Source organism: candidate division WOR-3 bacterium (assembly GCA_039801365.1).
GTDB lineage: Bacteria > Hydrothermota > Tepidihabitantia > Tepidihabitantales > Tepidihabitantaceae > JBDRUN01.
The window spans coordinates 1-13,418 of sequence record JBDRUN010000069.1 but is presented as its reverse complement, the minus strand read 5'-3'; the positions used below and the strand labels follow the sequence as shown (position 1 = coordinate 13,418).

The 13,418-nt window shown below is 61.1% G+C and carries 16 protein-coding genes and 1 tRNA gene; 13 read left to right on the top strand and 4 right to left on the bottom strand.

The annotated features are described in order from the left end of the window. The coding region (locus ABIL25_08575; GenBank protein ID MEO0082328.1) for a hypothetical protein at nt 1-355 on the bottom strand (355 nt) is incomplete at its 3' end. 259 nt (nt 356-614) lie between these two features. Between ABIL25_08575 and ABIL25_08570 the strand changes: the two genes are divergently transcribed. From ABIL25_08570 to ABIL25_08540, 7 genes are all read left to right on the top strand, one after another. Beyond that, nucleotides 615-690: transfer RNA gene (locus ABIL25_08570), tRNA-Val, on the top strand. Between the two features lie 218 nt (nt 691-908). Beyond that, on the top strand, nt 909-1,616 hold the full coding sequence (locus ABIL25_08565) for a C4-type zinc ribbon domain-containing protein (protein MEO0082327.1): 708 nt from the start codon (nt 909-911) through the stop codon (nt 1,614-1,616). A 25-nt stretch (nt 1,617-1,641) separates the two neighbouring features. Beyond that, complete coding sequence (locus ABIL25_08560; protein MEO0082326.1) at nt 1,642-2,088, top strand: ribonuclease HI family protein; 447 nt, start codon at nt 1,642-1,644, stop codon at nt 2,086-2,088. A gap of 4 nt (nt 2,089-2,092) precedes the next feature. Further along, a complete protein-coding gene (locus ABIL25_08555) occupies nt 2,093-2,956 on the top strand; it encodes a lysophospholipid acyltransferase family protein (protein ID MEO0082325.1) in 864 nt (287 codons plus the stop codon). Then, nucleotides 2,947-3,378 (top strand): dUTP diphosphatase, encoded by a 432-nt coding sequence (gene dut, locus ABIL25_08550; protein MEO0082324.1) that lies wholly within the window; start codon nt 2,947-2,949, stop codon nt 3,376-3,378. The genes ABIL25_08555 and dut overlap by 10 nt, the downstream gene beginning before the upstream one ends. Continuing rightward, the gene (locus ABIL25_08545; protein ID MEO0082323.1) at nt 3,375-4,535 is read left to right on the top strand and encodes a glycosyltransferase family 4 protein; all 1,161 of its coding nucleotides are present in this window, start codon (nt 3,375-3,377) and stop codon (nt 4,533-4,535) included. The genes dut and ABIL25_08545 overlap by 4 nt, the downstream gene beginning before the upstream one ends. Continuing rightward, entirely contained in the window at nt 4,535-5,779 is a 1,245-nt protein-coding gene (locus ABIL25_08540) for a glycosyltransferase family 4 protein (GenBank protein MEO0082322.1), read from the top strand. Before ABIL25_08545 ends, ABIL25_08540 begins: the two co-directional genes overlap by 1 nt. Nucleotides 5,780-5,790: 11 nt before the next feature. Here the strand turns inward: ABIL25_08540 and rsmA are convergent, their stop codons facing one another. Genes rsmA through metG form a run of 3 tightly spaced genes read right to left on the bottom strand, consistent with a single transcriptional unit; the run spans nt 5,791 to nt 9,508 of the window. Next, nucleotides 5,791-6,681 carry a 16S rRNA (adenine(1518)-N(6)/adenine(1519)-N(6))-dimethyltransferase RsmA gene (gene rsmA, locus ABIL25_08535; protein ID MEO0082321.1) on the bottom strand — a complete coding sequence of 297 codons (891 nt, stop codon included), beginning with the start codon at nt 6,679-6,681 and terminating at the stop codon, nt 5,791-5,793. Then, nucleotides 6,644-7,444 (bottom strand): TatD family hydrolase, encoded by an 801-nt coding sequence (locus ABIL25_08530; GenBank protein MEO0082320.1) that lies wholly within the window; start codon nt 7,442-7,444, stop codon nt 6,644-6,646. Before ABIL25_08530 ends, rsmA begins: the two co-directional genes overlap by 38 nt. Continuing rightward, nucleotides 7,445-9,508, bottom strand: coding sequence for a methionine--tRNA ligase (gene metG, locus ABIL25_08525; protein MEO0082319.1), 2,064 nt, complete (start codon nt 9,506-9,508; stop codon nt 7,445-7,447). It lies immediately after the preceding gene. A 568-nt stretch (nt 9,509-10,076) separates the two neighbouring features. Here metG and ABIL25_08520 point away from each other — a divergent pair. From ABIL25_08520 to ABIL25_08495, 6 genes are all read left to right on the top strand, one after another. Continuing rightward, nucleotides 10,077-10,466 carry a hypothetical protein gene (locus ABIL25_08520; protein ID MEO0082318.1) on the top strand — a complete coding sequence of 130 codons (390 nt, stop codon included), beginning with the start codon at nt 10,077-10,079 and terminating at the stop codon, nt 10,464-10,466. Between the two features lie 110 nt (nt 10,467-10,576). After that, the gene (locus ABIL25_08515) at nt 10,577-10,951 is read left to right on the top strand and encodes a hypothetical protein (GenBank protein MEO0082317.1); all 375 of its coding nucleotides are present in this window, start codon (nt 10,577-10,579) and stop codon (nt 10,949-10,951) included. 74 nt (nt 10,952-11,025) lie between these two features. Next, nucleotides 11,026-11,412: a hypothetical protein gene (locus ABIL25_08510; protein ID MEO0082316.1), complete on the top strand. Its 387-nt coding sequence runs from the start codon at nt 11,026-11,028 to the stop codon at nt 11,410-11,412. A gap of 93 nt (nt 11,413-11,505) precedes the next feature. Next, a complete protein-coding gene (locus ABIL25_08505; GenBank protein ID MEO0082315.1) occupies nt 11,506-11,763 on the top strand; it encodes a hypothetical protein in 258 nt (85 codons plus the stop codon). A 12-nt stretch (nt 11,764-11,775) separates the two neighbouring features. After that, nucleotides 11,776-12,360 carry a hypothetical protein gene (locus ABIL25_08500; GenBank protein MEO0082314.1) on the top strand — a complete coding sequence of 195 codons (585 nt, stop codon included), beginning with the start codon at nt 11,776-11,778 and terminating at the stop codon, nt 12,358-12,360. 411 nt (nt 12,361-12,771) lie between these two features. Further along, a partial coding sequence (locus tag ABIL25_08495; protein MEO0082313.1) for a hypothetical protein occupies nt 12,772-13,418 on the top strand: 647 nt, incomplete at its 3' end.

Genomic DNA, 13,418 nt, shown 5'->3' with positions numbered 1-13,418 from the left:
GGTTCTCGGCCTGTTCGAGCTGACGTTTGAGATACCGCACGCACATCGCAATATCCTCAAGCGCCACCCGGCGGAACCCTCTGACACCCTGTTCGTGGCAGGATGCGACTTCGGCTAGTTCGTCGGTCACGAGTTGCACCCTGGAGTTCTGAGAGCGGTATTCGTAGATCAGCCCTTTGGCTCTTGTTCGCAGCGTGTCCGCAACATTGCCGACTGCCTCCCCACACTCCCGGTCAGTCAGGTCTTGGACCCGCGTCTGTTTCACGCGCAGCAGCGCCAGCCGCAGGTTGTGCACTACATCGGGCCAGCTCCGCTCGACCGTAACGTCACCGGCAAGGGTAAGCAGTCTAACCATTGCCTGCCCGTAGCCCTGGGTCAGGAACCGGCAACCGTCCGGACAGGTAATTGACCGTTGCCGGCACCGGCCGCAGCACCGCGGACATATTCGCCGGCCCAGTGCCGGGCATTCGCGCCGAGCGCGCGCCGTCGCACACAAGGCGCACTTATCCATGGGCAATACTACCACGTCTTAGCCGACCCGGCAAGAGCTATCGGCTTGACTTCTGCTTCAGGATAACTATAGTGACCCCACAGTGACGCGTTCCTGGAAAACCGGGCGATTAGCTCAGCTTTGGTTAGAGCGCTTCCTTGACATGGAAGAGGCCACCTGTTCAAGTCAGGTATCGCCCATTTTACTGGGTGTGTTGGCAAGAACCAGCACACCCTTTTTTCCTACCCAGCCGACCAGACTAGTCAGCAGCCTGCCCAATGACCCGACGTGAAACCCCGGCCGCCCGACCCAAAGTATCAGGTTCTGGTTCCCGCCGATGGTCCATGATCAGATGGAGTCCTGGCAGCAGGCCCGTTGATTCCCCGCGCACGACTCTGAGCCCCGCGGCCGACTGCGTATGAAATTGGTTTTCGAGCATTTGGTTGAACTGCAGCGCGTTGATACGGACCTGGCAACGCTCAAGGCAAGAATGGACGACCTGCCGCGCCGGATTGCTCGGCTGCAAGAGGAGGCTGAACGGGTGCGCACCGAGCTCGAAAGTACTCGTCAGGCAATCGTTGACCACCGAAAGGACTACCGGCTGGCCGAGGTAGACCTGAAGGCGGCCGAGGATCGAATCAATTCCTACTCGGTTCAGCTCTATTCGGCGAAAACAAATGAGCAGTACAAGGCCTTCCTCAAGGAAATCGAGGCCCAGAAGAAACTGAAGTCCCGGATTGAAGACCGGATGATCGTTCTGCTGGAGGAAGCCGAGCGCCTCGAAGCCCGACGCCGGGCGGTCGAGCAAGACGCCGGTCAGGTTGAGGCCGAGACCGGCCGCAAAGTCGCCGCACTCGAGGCCGAAAGGCAAGAAGTCACCACCGCAGTCGCCGAGCGGGAGCAGTGCCGAACGAAGTTGCTCGGCGCTTTGCCGCCGAACGTCGTCGCGCTGTACGAACGCATCCGTAAGAGCAAGGGCGGACTGGCAGTCGTGACCACCCACAACGAGCGGTGTAACGGTTGTTATAATCCCATTCCGGCGCAGCGTTTGCTTGAAATCGCACGCCAGGACCGCATCCACACCTGCGAAGCCTGCGGCCGGATACTCGTGCCGGACCGTTCGTGACCGGGAAGCTGTTTCCCCATCGAGTGTGCTGATCGTCGAAGTTGACGGCTCAAGCCGCGCCAATCCGGGCCCGGCCGGCATCGGCGTCCGACTCCGTGTTGATCAGCAGGTCGTCAAGGAGATAAGTCGGTCAATCGGCATCCGAACCAATAATCAGGCCGAGTATGAGGCGATGTTGTGCGGTCTTGCCGAGGCGATCAATCGGGGCGCGGCAGACGCCATCATCTTTACTGATTCGGCCCTCGTCTATAATCAGCTCGTCGGCCGGTTCAAGGTAAGAGACGAACATCTGAAACCACTCTACGAACGCTGCCGCAGTTTGCTTGACCGACTACCCGGTGTCCGACTCCGGCTTGTGTCCCGACAGGAGAACAAGGCGGCTGACAAACTGGCCCAGGCCGCTTCACATACTGCCTCAAGCACCTTGCGCCCTGCTGCCGCCTCAGACTGCCAGCATCAGGACAAAGCGTAGTCCCATGCGGCGCTCGCCGGTTACCTGGCTCCTGCCGCTCGGCACCATGGTCCAGTTTTTCCTGCCGCGCTGGGCCGTGCTGCCGGTTGCGCGGTTTGCCGGGACCGTCGCATTTTTTCTGAACCACGGCCAGCGCAAGCGGGTGCTTGAGAATCTGCGCCATGTGCTGGGAGCGGGTGCTTCAGAAAAGACTATCGCAAGGACCGCTCGTCAAACCTTCGTGAATCTGGTAATCGGCTATCTTGACTTGATGCGCGGGCCAGTGCTCAAGCGCCGCATTGTGAACTGGACCGAGTACCGGCCGGGCAATCTTGAGGCCGCCCTCAAGTTTGGCCGCGGCGCAATTCTGGTGACCGGGCATGTCGGCAACTGGGACCTGGCCGCCATTTTCATGACCGCATACGGTTATCCACTGTCTGCGGTCGTCGAGCCGATTCCTGCGGGCTGGACCGAAACTTTCAATCGTTATCGGTGTCTGGCCGAGATGGAGGCGATTCCGATTCCCGAGCGCCGGAAAATCGCCGACGCCATCAAGCGCCGGCGACTTCTGGCCCTGGTCGCCGACCGGGATTTGACCGGCAACGGCGTTGTCTGTCCGTCATTTGATTCCCACCGTTCGTTTCCACGCGGCCCAGCTGCCTACGCGCTCAAGTACGGCCTGCCAGTAGTCGTCGGTTGCTACGTACTCCAGGACCGACCAGGGCACCGGCCTTATTATGGCGAGGTCAACCCGGCGCTTGAGTTCCAACCCACCGGCGATATGGCGCGCGACATCGAGGATTTTACGCGGCTGATTGCCCGATGTCTTGATGACCTGGTCCGGCGCTACCCTGACCAGTGGTTCGCATTCCGGGCCGGATGGCTGTGAAACAGGTCCGCGTTTGTCTACTTGCCGGTGCGGTAATGCCAGTGCGGCGCACTGGCGGAGCGGCCGGCTTTGACCTTGCCGCAAGTGAGAGCCGGACCGTGCCGGCCCAGGGATTCGCACTCATCCGCACCGGCGTCCGGCTTGAACTGCCCCAGGGAATTGAGGCCCAGGTCCGACCCAGGTCCGGACTTGCGTCAAACCGCGGCATCGGCATTCTGAACAGTCCGGGCACAATTGACCCGGACTTCCGGGGCGAAATCAAAGTCGTGCTCTTTAATTGTTCGTCCCGAGCTTTCCGGGTGCGTCGGGGCGACCGTATCGCCCAGCTTGTGTTCTCCAATCTGGCGGCAGTCAAGCTGCGCCGGGCAGTCCGGCTTTCCCGGACTCGGCGCGGTATGTCCGGGTTCGGATCCACCGGATGAGAATCTGTCTTGTTTCGGCGGCGTATCGGCCTTACCTGTCTGGCGTCAGTGAGCATGTCCACAACCTCGCCCTGTCATTGCAGGCGGCCGGCCACCGGGTGCACATTCTGACAACGAACTACCGGGTCCCAAATCAAGCCGCACGGCCAGAGTCCGGTTCTGACAATGGCCCGGCCTATCGGCCTGAGCCAGTGCCGGTAACACGCATCGGCCAGGCTGTCATTCTTCCGGCTTTTGGCGGCCACTTTGCGCTGTCGGCCGGTGCTACCCTTGCCCACCAGGTACGCGAATTTCTCCAGCGTCATGAGTTCGATGTCGTGCACTGTCACGGCATTTTTCCGCCTGAGCTCGCATATTGGGCGGCAGTCTATGCCCGAGCTCCGGTCGTCGCGACCTTTCATTCTCTCACTTTTCGTTCGTTCCAGTTCGTGCGCCAGGCCTTCCGGCTGCTGTTCCCGGCGCTTGTTTCCCATCTCCGGGCCCGCATCGCTGTATCCCGCACTTGCGCCGAATGGGTAACATCATGGTTTCCCGGTCACTGTGCAGTGATTCCGAACGGCGTTGATACCGTCCGGTTCAGTCCGTCTGCCGGTTCTGAGCCGCGCCTGGGCAACAGACCTTCGATCCTGTATGTTAGCCGGATTGACCGTCGCAAGGGCCTAGCTGTCCTGCTGCGGGCCATGCCGGCAGTACTCAGGCATGAGCCAGATGTCCGGCTGTTTGTCGTCGGCTCAGGCCCGGACGAGCCCCGCTGTCGCAAACTCGGACGCCGCCTGGGTATCGAACATGCGGTCGAATACTGCGGATTCGTTCAGCCCGACGAACTCCCCTCATGGTATTCCGGATGCACGGTCTTCTGTGCGCCTGCGCTCGGGCCGGAATCAATGGGCATCATTCTGGTTGAAGCAATGGCCTGCGGCCGGCCGGTTGTTGCCTCGCGCATCTGCGGCTATGATGAAGTCATCACCCATGACAAGACCGGTCTATTGTTTCCGGTCGGCAACCATGATGCGCTTGCCCCGATGCTCGTCAGCCTGCTCGGCTCAGCCGAGTTCCGGCAGCGCCTGGGCCAAACCGCGCACCGGGCCGCGCAGGAATACTCATGGCCCCTGATTGCCGGCCGCATCGAGCAGGTTTACCAGCAGGTGGTGCGGTGATGGCTGATTCACTGCCGACCGGGACCGCGGCCGTTCAGCCGCGTAACCACCAGCCGATTCGCGTCTGTCTTGTTTCGGCCGCGTACCATCCGTATCCTTCCGGTGTCAGCGAACACGTCCACAATCTGGCCGAGTCCCTGCACCGCCTCGGGCTTCACGTCCATGTCCTGACGACAAACTACCATGGTGCCCGTTTCCTGCCATCGTCGCCCTGTTCCGGCTTTCCGGTGACCCGTCTGGGACAGGCTCGGCTTGTGCCGATGAACCGGTCCTTTGCCACCGTTCCGGTCGGGCTCAGGCTGGCCGCACAGGTCAAACGGTTCTTCGCCGAGCACCGGTTCGATGTCGTCCACTGTCACGGCATGTTCTGGCCGGAAATATCGTACTGGGCAATCCGGTACAGCGACGCAGTCCACGTCGTCACTTTTCTTACCGCCGGATTCAAACTCAGAACCTGGGGCAGCCGCTTGTTCCGTCGGCTTTTCCGCCAGCACCTTGCGCGCATCCACGGCCTTGTACCGATTTCCAACCGGGCCTGGCAGGCGTTCCAAAGCTATGTGCCGGGCAAACCCAGAATCATTCCTTCCGGTGTTGACCTTGCCCGTTTCCGACCCGGTTTGCCACCATTGCCGGAAAAAGACCCGGGCCGACCGACAATCCTTTTCCTCGGTCGGCTTGACTCACGCAAGGGTCTAACCGTGCTGCTTCGGTCAATGCCGATGGTTATCAAGTCGGTGCCGGGCGCTCGGCTGGTCGTGGTCGGCACCGGCCCCAGGCTGGCTGAGGCCAAACGTATCTGCCACCAGCTTGGTCTTGGTCAGTCGGTCATCTTCCAAGGTGCGGTAACGCGCGATGACCTGCCCCGCTACTACTGCGGCTGCGACGTCTATTGCTCCCCGGCCTTGGGCGGCGAAACCCTGGGCATCGTCCTGCTTGAAGCAATGGCCTCAGGCGTTCCGGTGGTTGCTTCCGACATTCCGGGCTACGATGAGACAATCGAGAACAGCAAGACCGGGCTGCTCGTTCCGCCTGACGACCCGGCAGCGCTTGCCACCGCGCTCACCAGAGTTCTTACCGACCCGGGACTACGTTCCCGGCTTGCCACGGCCGGACTTGCCCGGGTCCGACAGTACGCCTGGCCGATCGTTGCCCGAAAGACCGTGGAATACTACCTCGAGCTACTGAACCGACACTCCGGGCCGGCCGCGTCCGGTCCGGATTCGGACTACGGCATGTCCGGTTGAACGCCGACCGTTCAGCGTTCGCGCCGGAATGCTTCGTAAAGTGCAGCGAAACCGGCAAGGTCAACCTGCTCGGCCCTTGCTTCAGGCTCGATGCCGGCCCTGGCCAGCAGGCCGACTGCCTCATCCTTGCTCAGCCCGAGTCCGGCCGCGATGTTGTTGGCCAGGGTCTTACGGCGATGGGCAAAAGCGGACTTGACAACATGTCTGAATAACCTGGTATCGTCCGGCATGTACCGCGGACTTTCCCTGACGGACAAACGGAGCGCGGTTGACACGACCTTGGGACTGGGCCGGAAGCACTTCGGCGGAATGTCGAACAGCTTCTCACGATTGCAGACCATTTCCACAAAAACCGACAAAGGCGCATAGTCCCTGGAACCGGCCCCGGCCAGAACCCGCGCGGCAAACTCCCGCTGGGTGGTGAGCACCGCTGTTGTCCAATACCGAGTGTTGTCCAGGAGTCGGAATAGAATCTGGGACGATATGTTGTAGGGCAGGTTACCGATGACTCTTGCCTGTCCCAAGGTCGAAAGGTCGTATTTCAGAAAGTCGGCTTCGACGACTTCAACCGTCGGGTCGAGAAGCTGACGCAGCCTGCGAACCAGACGGGCATCGAGCTCGACCGCAACAAGCCGCCTTACGCGGCCGGCAAGCCGGAAAGTCAGCGCCCCTTTCCCCGGCCCGATTTCAAGTACGGTGTCGGACGGACCCGCAGCGAGTGCGGCAACTAAAGCGTGCGCTGTGCGCGACGACACGAGAAACGCCTGGCCGAGCGACTTGCGCGGCCGAAGCCGCGGCCGCTGGCCGCAACGTTCCGGTATCGTCGGCATTGGCCAGCGTTTCTTGGCGATGGTCCTGTTTCGGTCAGTCAGTGATGCGAAAGCAGTTGCAGGCGTTCTCAAAAGTGAGCCTTGATGCTTCCTTTGGCGTCAGGCCGATGATGCCAGCAAGTTTCGTGACGGTGAGCGCAATCAGCGCCGGCTCATTGGCCTTGCCCCGGTGCGGCTCCGGAGCAAGATACGGAGCATCGGTCTCAACCATCAGCCGGTTCAGCGGAATCGTCCTGGCCAGCCCGGCCAGCCGCTCATCGCCGTAGGTCAGATTACCGGCAAAGGAGACGTACAACCCCTTCTCAATCGCCCACTCGGCGAGTTTCGCTTCCCCGGAAAAGCAGTGCAGCACGCCGGTGTAGTAGCCATGCTCGTCGAGTATCTGCCGGGCCCGCTGGCCTGCGTCGCGGATGTGGATTATCATCGGGAGGTCCAGAGAACGGGCCAGCTCAATCTGGATGGCGAAAGCCATTTCCTGGCTCGGCCGGGCCGAAATCGTGCGGAAGAAGTCCAGACCGATCTCGCCAATCGCCTTGATTCTGGACTCAATGCACAGCTCCTTCAGTGCGTTGGCATCGGTGCCGCGGAAACCTTCGGCCTCGTGCGGATGCACGCCGACCGCGCAGTAGAGCCCTTCGTATCGCCGGGTGAGTTCGACCGCTTCGTAGCTGTCCGGCACATTCTGGCCGACAACCATCATCGCCCGCACGCCCGACCGAGCCGCCCGTCTCACCACGTCGCCCACCCGGCCAAGAAACTTGTTGTCGGTCAGGTGAACATGGGAGTCAAACAGAACCAGCCCCTGGGGATTGCTCTCGGTTCGGCGCGTGCGCAATTACGACACCCCTGTACCCGGTGCTACCGGCCGGTCAACGGTCAGCAGGGCAAGCTGGTCACCGTCCACTGCGGCGAGGAGCATGCCGTTGGACTCCACCCCGCGAATCTTGGCCGGCTTCAGGTTCGCCACGACGATGATCGTCCGGCCGACGAGCTCATCTGGTGCGTAGCCCTTGCCGATGCCCGCTACAATCTGACGCTGCTCAGTGCCCAGGTCAATCATCATCTTCACCAGCTTTTCCGTGCCGCTGACCCGCTCTGCCGCCGTGATTCGGGCCGTCCGCAGCTCGACTTTTCTCCATTCGTCATAGCTTATCATCGGTTTCTCCTTAGCGCCGGGCTCTGGCCCGCTCCTCGCCGGCCGCTGCTCCTTGCTCCTGGTATCCGGCCGGTGGAACCCGGGTTGTGCCCGGGCCGGGCCAAGCCTTGCGACTTGCTCAGCAATCTTCTCTTCTCCGATTTTGGTGAACAGTATCGCAACCGGGCCGAGCTGGGCCGGCAATGTCGGCCGCGCCGCATCGTCCCATAGGCGCGGGCCAAGGCCGAGCATTGCGGCCAGCTTGCGGCTCGTAAAAGGCAGAAACGGGTAGAGCAGAATCTCAAAGCTTGACACCAGCCTCATACATACCGCCATCGTCCGGTCGCACTTATCCCGGTCCTGCCGGAAGCTGCGCCACGGTGCCTGGTAATCGAAGTACCGGTTACCGAGCGCGGCCAGCGTCATCACCCTGCGGGCCGCATCCTTGATCCGGAAAGTCTCGATCATGGTGCCGACTTCGGCCGTGGCGCGCTCGATCGTCCGCAGCACTTCAAGCGACGATTCATCCTCAGCGCCAACATCCGGCACCCGGCCAGCATAGTTATTCTGAATGAACACCGCAACCCGGTTCACAAAGTTGCCGAGCACGTCGGCCAGCTCGTCATTGTTCCGGGCCCGGAAGTCCCGCCAGGTAAAGTCAACGTCGCGGTTCTCCGGCAGGTTCACGGCCAGGGCATAGCGCAACGGGTCGGCCGGAAACTGAGCCAGATAGTCCGGCAGCCACACCGCCCAGTTGCGCGAAGTTGACAACTTGTCGCCCTCAAGGTTCAAAAACTCATTCGCCGGAATCTCGGCCGGCAGGACAATGCCCTCATGGGCCATAAGCATCGCCGGCCAGACAATGGCGTGAAAAACAATATTGTCCTTGCCGATGAAATGCACCAGCCGCGTCTTCTCATCGAGCCAGTAGTCCTTCCACCGGTCTGCTCGGCCCTGATTTGCGGCCCATTCCTTGGTTGACGAAATGTAGCCGATTGGCGCATCAAACCAAACATACATCACCTTACCCTGGGCCTCCGGCAGCGGCACCGGCACACCCCAAGGCAAATCCCGCGTCACAGCCCGGTCCTGAAGCCCCCGGGCAAACCAGCCCTCGCAGAAACGCTTGACATTCGGCTTCCAATCCGGCTTGCCAGCAAGCCACTTCCGCAGCCTTGACTCAAGCCGGGAAAGCAGGAAAAACCAGTGTCTTGTCTCGCGCACCTCGGGCCGGGCCCCGCACGTCTTGCACCTCGGATTGACCAGGTCGAAAGGCTCAATCCACTTACCGCACGCCTCGCACTGATCCCCGCGCGCGCGGTCGCTGCCGCACGACGGACAGATGCCCTCAACGTACCGGTCCGCCAAGAACATTCGGCAAGACGGACAGTAAAGCTGCCGGGTAGTCCGGGGCTCCAAAAGCCCCTTCTCGTACACCTTCAGGAAAAATTCCTGTGCGGTCTGGTGATGAATCGGCAGCGACGTCCTGGAATAATTGTCGAACTCGATGCCAAACTGCTCAAACGACCGCTTGATTGACGGATGATACTTATCAACGGTTGCCTGAGGTGAAAGACCCTCCTTTTGGGCCGCAAGCGTAATCGGTACGCCGTGCTCATCCGAGCCGCAGATATAGACCACATCCGCACCCTTGAGCCGAAGATACTTGACGTAAATGTCAGCCGGAAGATACGCGCCGGCCAGATGTCCGAAGTGGATTTCCCCGTTGGCGTAAGGTAACGCGCTCGTTACCAGCGTTTTCACAGGGGGTAAAGATACCTCCTTTGCCGGCCAAGTCAAGAACTCATCCGGTGCGAACCCCGCTCATCACCATTTCCGGCCCGGCCCGACGCGACGCATTTGACTCAAGGCCCGGACTGCGGTATCATTACTGCGTGTTGGGAAGGAAGACCCCGGGGCCTGACTCGTGGCTCCTGCGTGTCGGGAAGCGCGAGTTCTCATCTTCTGGCCCGACTCAGACCAGGTCAGTATGCTCCTGCCGCCTGCACGACAACCCGGATAACATACCGGACAACAGTACCGAAGACACTAGTGAGAACCAACCCGGCAACCCGTTCGACAACCCGCTAGACAATCATCCCTGTAACCGCTGCACCGGTGTACCGGACAACCATTACCCTGGCTGTCCTTACGGCCTGGCCGGTGATTCAGACCGTCACCAGCCGATACTAACTCCCGGGCGACATCCGTACCGACCCCTGGGTCATCCCCTGGGTCATCCCCCCGATAAGCCCCCCCATGACCCCCAGCGCCTGCGTTCAGCATGGCCCGGGCCTTGTTTTGCAACAGGAACTTGTCCAGGAGGAACCAAATGGAAAACACCACTCAACACTCCGAAACCCAGCCTGACCCGAAAACACGCCCAAGAAGACGCAAGCTCACGCCCACCCCGGCGGTACCGATCGACCCGATCAGCAGAAAGACACCGCTTGAACGGTTCCGGCAGCGAAAAGCGCTCGAACAGCTACGCTACGCCCTGGCATGCCAACAGCCGGTCATCAAGATGTGCGTGGCCGAGCGCCTGTCAAAGCACCGCTCCTATGCCGAACTGGCAAGAAAATACTTCCTCACGGTCGAAGAGGTGGCCGACATCATGGACAAAATGCGGGTCTGGGTAAGAAAGTACACCACGTACTTCGACAACGACTGGTACTGGAAAGACGAAGGCCAGCCGCGCAGCCTGGTACCGGACCCCAGATGAACCAGCAGCACAACTAAAATGAGAGGAACGGAGGAGCCCGCCCTAACCGGCAGCGCGGGCAGAACTGGAACAAGCCGGCACCAAGTCAAAACTCCAGAAAGGAGAAGGTAATGGCAAGAGTTGTTCCCGGCGGTGACCGAACTGCCCGTTGGAACCTCAAGTACGACCCGAACCGGATCAAAGAGATAACCGAGGCCGGAAAGCCGACCTATCTGCAACACGCGTCCGCCATCTACGCCGAACTGGCCGAGATGGAAGTCGCGGTAAAGCAGGTACTGAACGCCGAAGGCGTGTCGGTCTCAGCGGTCCCGGACTACCTCTGCTTCGGAAGGGAAATGTGGGCCAAATCCGGCCGATACTCGGGCGAAACCCTTGCCCGTGAGGCTGCGACCTTGATTGGCAAATGGGTTGCCCGGGGTCTGACCCAATCCGTACTTGAGACGATCCGAACTCAGGTGTTCAACGTCGGTCCGCCAACGCCATAAACCACGCTGCTCGCGCCTGAGAAAGCGGGGCGCGGGTCCCATGCCTGCGCCCCGCACAAGAAAAGGAAAACAACATGAAAACAAGACAACCCAGACCAGAAGCCCTGCCCCCTGACCTGGCATCGCCTTCCGGCTCCAGCCGGACAAGAATCTCGGCTGCCCGGTACATGCACCTGATGGCGCAGGAAGCGGCAAGACTCGGTCTCACCGTCCAAGACCCGAACACGCTCCGCACCCTGCTCAGCCGATTCTACACCCTTTGCCGGCAACACCACTCCCTGACGCTCGCCGCCCACTTAGCCGAAGCAACCGCGCGTCTTGTCCGGCCCGGACTTGACCCCAGCACCATCGGCCGGCTCGCACTCAAAGCATGGACACTTGTCGCCGGCCCGGTGCCACCCGGCATGGACAAAAACTACTGGCAGAACCTAAACCGGCTGCTCGCACCGGCCAACCCCTAGACTACGCACCACTCGGCCGGCCCGATGCGCAACTGAACGCAAGAACTCCAACAACTATCAATCAGAACTCGGGTTCAACTCGGTCGCCTTGGCGTGCCTAGCTACCTGCTCCTGCGGTACTGGAACTTCGTCCAACAGGCGGCAAGAATCCGGCGCCAGAACCCGGCCGGCACCGGCATTGACATCATCATCCTGCACGAAGCAAGAGCACAAGCCTGGCGCGCACTTGTCAACCGCTACACCAGACGTGGTCTCAACCGCCAGACCCTGCTCGTCCTCCTTGAACGTGTGCTTGCGGTCCGACTCGACCGACCTGACCCCTACCTTGACCACCCCCACCCAGGACAGTAGCATCTACCCGTCATGAAACCAGCGCTGGCCCATGCCTGGCTTACAGCCCTGACCCTGTGTGCGACCATGCCGGCCCGCGAACTCCTCTACAACGGCAGCTTCGAACTCGTGCCGGACTCTGGCTGGAAACTCTATACCTGGGGTGACTTCCCGGACACTGGCAACTGCCGACTCCGTCGGCTGAACGACTACGACCCGGACCGGGACTACGAAATCATGCTCCACAAAATGCTCCACCAAGGCATGAAACTCAGCCAGCGCATCAACCTACCCGCGCTCGACCTCGGATTCTCAGTCTCGGCCCGGCTCACGGCCAAGACCGAACGCGACTCCCTATTTGCTGCGGCCGCAGTCTGCCTTGAATACCTTGGCCAGCACGACACCGTACTTGGCGAGACCAGAATCTACTCCGCCACCCGCGGCTGCATTTGGACCTCGACCCCCTGTCTGCACCTCATCCGAGCGCCAGACTCGCTCAACTGGCACGAATACCGGTTCCGGCTCCAAGACGAGCTCGCCAACCTCCCTGCTGTCAACCCGGACTCAATCACTGCGCTCCGGGTCGCACTCCTTGCCTATGTCCTTGGCAACAGTTGAAGCGTTTACCCAGCGGCGAAGGTCTTCGCCGACGACATCTCACTCTACACCCGGGACCGGCCCGGCCTGACCTACAAGACCTTCCGGGTCCTGGCTGAAACTGGCCCGCAAAACGCCAAACTCGACCGGGCTGAAACTGCGGACGTCAGCATCGTACTCCGCAACGCCGGCACTCCGTCACCAGCCCTGACCGCACGACTCGAAAGCCTTGGTCCCTGGCTTACGGTTCTCGACGGGCTCGGAACCTTTGGACCGGCCTCTGAGGCCGACACCACAGTCTCGGCTCAAGACTGGTTTCGGCTCAGTGCGGCTCCGGATGCGCCGATCGAACAACCCCTGCACTGCCGCCTGATTCTCAGCGGTCCCGGCTACGACGACACGCTCCGCATCCCGATCATCGTTGGCGACTCCATGAACCTGCCGGCCGGGCCGGACCAGTATGGCTACTGCATCTACGACGATACCGACTCCTGCTATGCCCGACGCCCGGACTACGACTGGCTCGAACTCTCCGGACTCGGCACCAGACTCCCGCTTGGCGCCGACGAAACCCGGACGATTGCCCTACCATCGGGGTTCGGCAAATGGCGCTACTACGGCACCGAATACGACTCAATCTCAATCTGCTCCAACGGCTGGATTGCACCCGGCACGACCGACCGGGTGGACTTCGTCAACGTCCAGCTCCCCTATCCCAACTCACCGCCCAACATCATCGCCGTGTGCTGGGACGACCTTGACCCATCCCAATACGGTAACATCTGGCAGCACTGGGACAGCGCGGGCGGCCGGTTCATCATCGAATACGACTCCGTCCCATACTTCGGCCATCTCCAGCACTGGGAAAAAGTCCAAATCCAGATACACGACTACACGACCCCGACACCCACCGGCGACAACTCGATAACGATCCACTACGCCACAGCCAACGACTACACCCAGGCCACCGTCGGCTTCCAAAACTCAGCCGGCACTCTGGGCCTAACCCACTGCTCGAACGCCTGGTATCCTCGGGTTTCAGCACCGCTTCGCGCTGGCCGTGCGCTGCGCATCGAAAC

Bases quoted from the DNA above. Each gene is read 5' to 3' on its own strand.
- dut (MEO0082324.1), top strand. From the start codon at position 2,947: ATGGCTGTGAAACAGGTCCGCGTTTGTCTACTTGCCGGTGCGGTAATG.
- ABIL25_08515 (MEO0082317.1), top strand. From the start codon at position 10,577: ATGGCAAGAGTTGTTCCCGGCGGTGACCGAACTGCCCGTTGGAACCTC.
- ABIL25_08500 (MEO0082314.1), top strand. From the start codon at position 11,776: ATGAAACCAGCGCTGGCCCATGCCTGGCTTACAGCCCTGACCCTGTGT.
- ABIL25_08520 (MEO0082318.1), top strand. From the start codon at position 10,077: ATGGAAAACACCACTCAACACTCCGAAACCCAGCCTGACCCGAAAACA.
- ABIL25_08540 (MEO0082322.1), top strand. From the start codon at position 4,535: ATGGCTGATTCACTGCCGACCGGGACCGCGGCCGTTCAGCCGCGTAAC.
- ABIL25_08565 (MEO0082327.1), top strand. From the start codon at position 909: ATGAAATTGGTTTTCGAGCATTTGGTTGAACTGCAGCGCGTTGATACG.
- ABIL25_08510 (MEO0082316.1), top strand. From the start codon at position 11,026: ATGAAAACAAGACAACCCAGACCAGAAGCCCTGCCCCCTGACCTGGCA.
- ABIL25_08545 (MEO0082323.1), top strand. From the start codon at position 3,375: ATGAGAATCTGTCTTGTTTCGGCGGCGTATCGGCCTTACCTGTCTGGC.
- ABIL25_08555 (MEO0082325.1), top strand. From the start codon at position 2,093: ATGCGGCGCTCGCCGGTTACCTGGCTCCTGCCGCTCGGCACCATGGTC.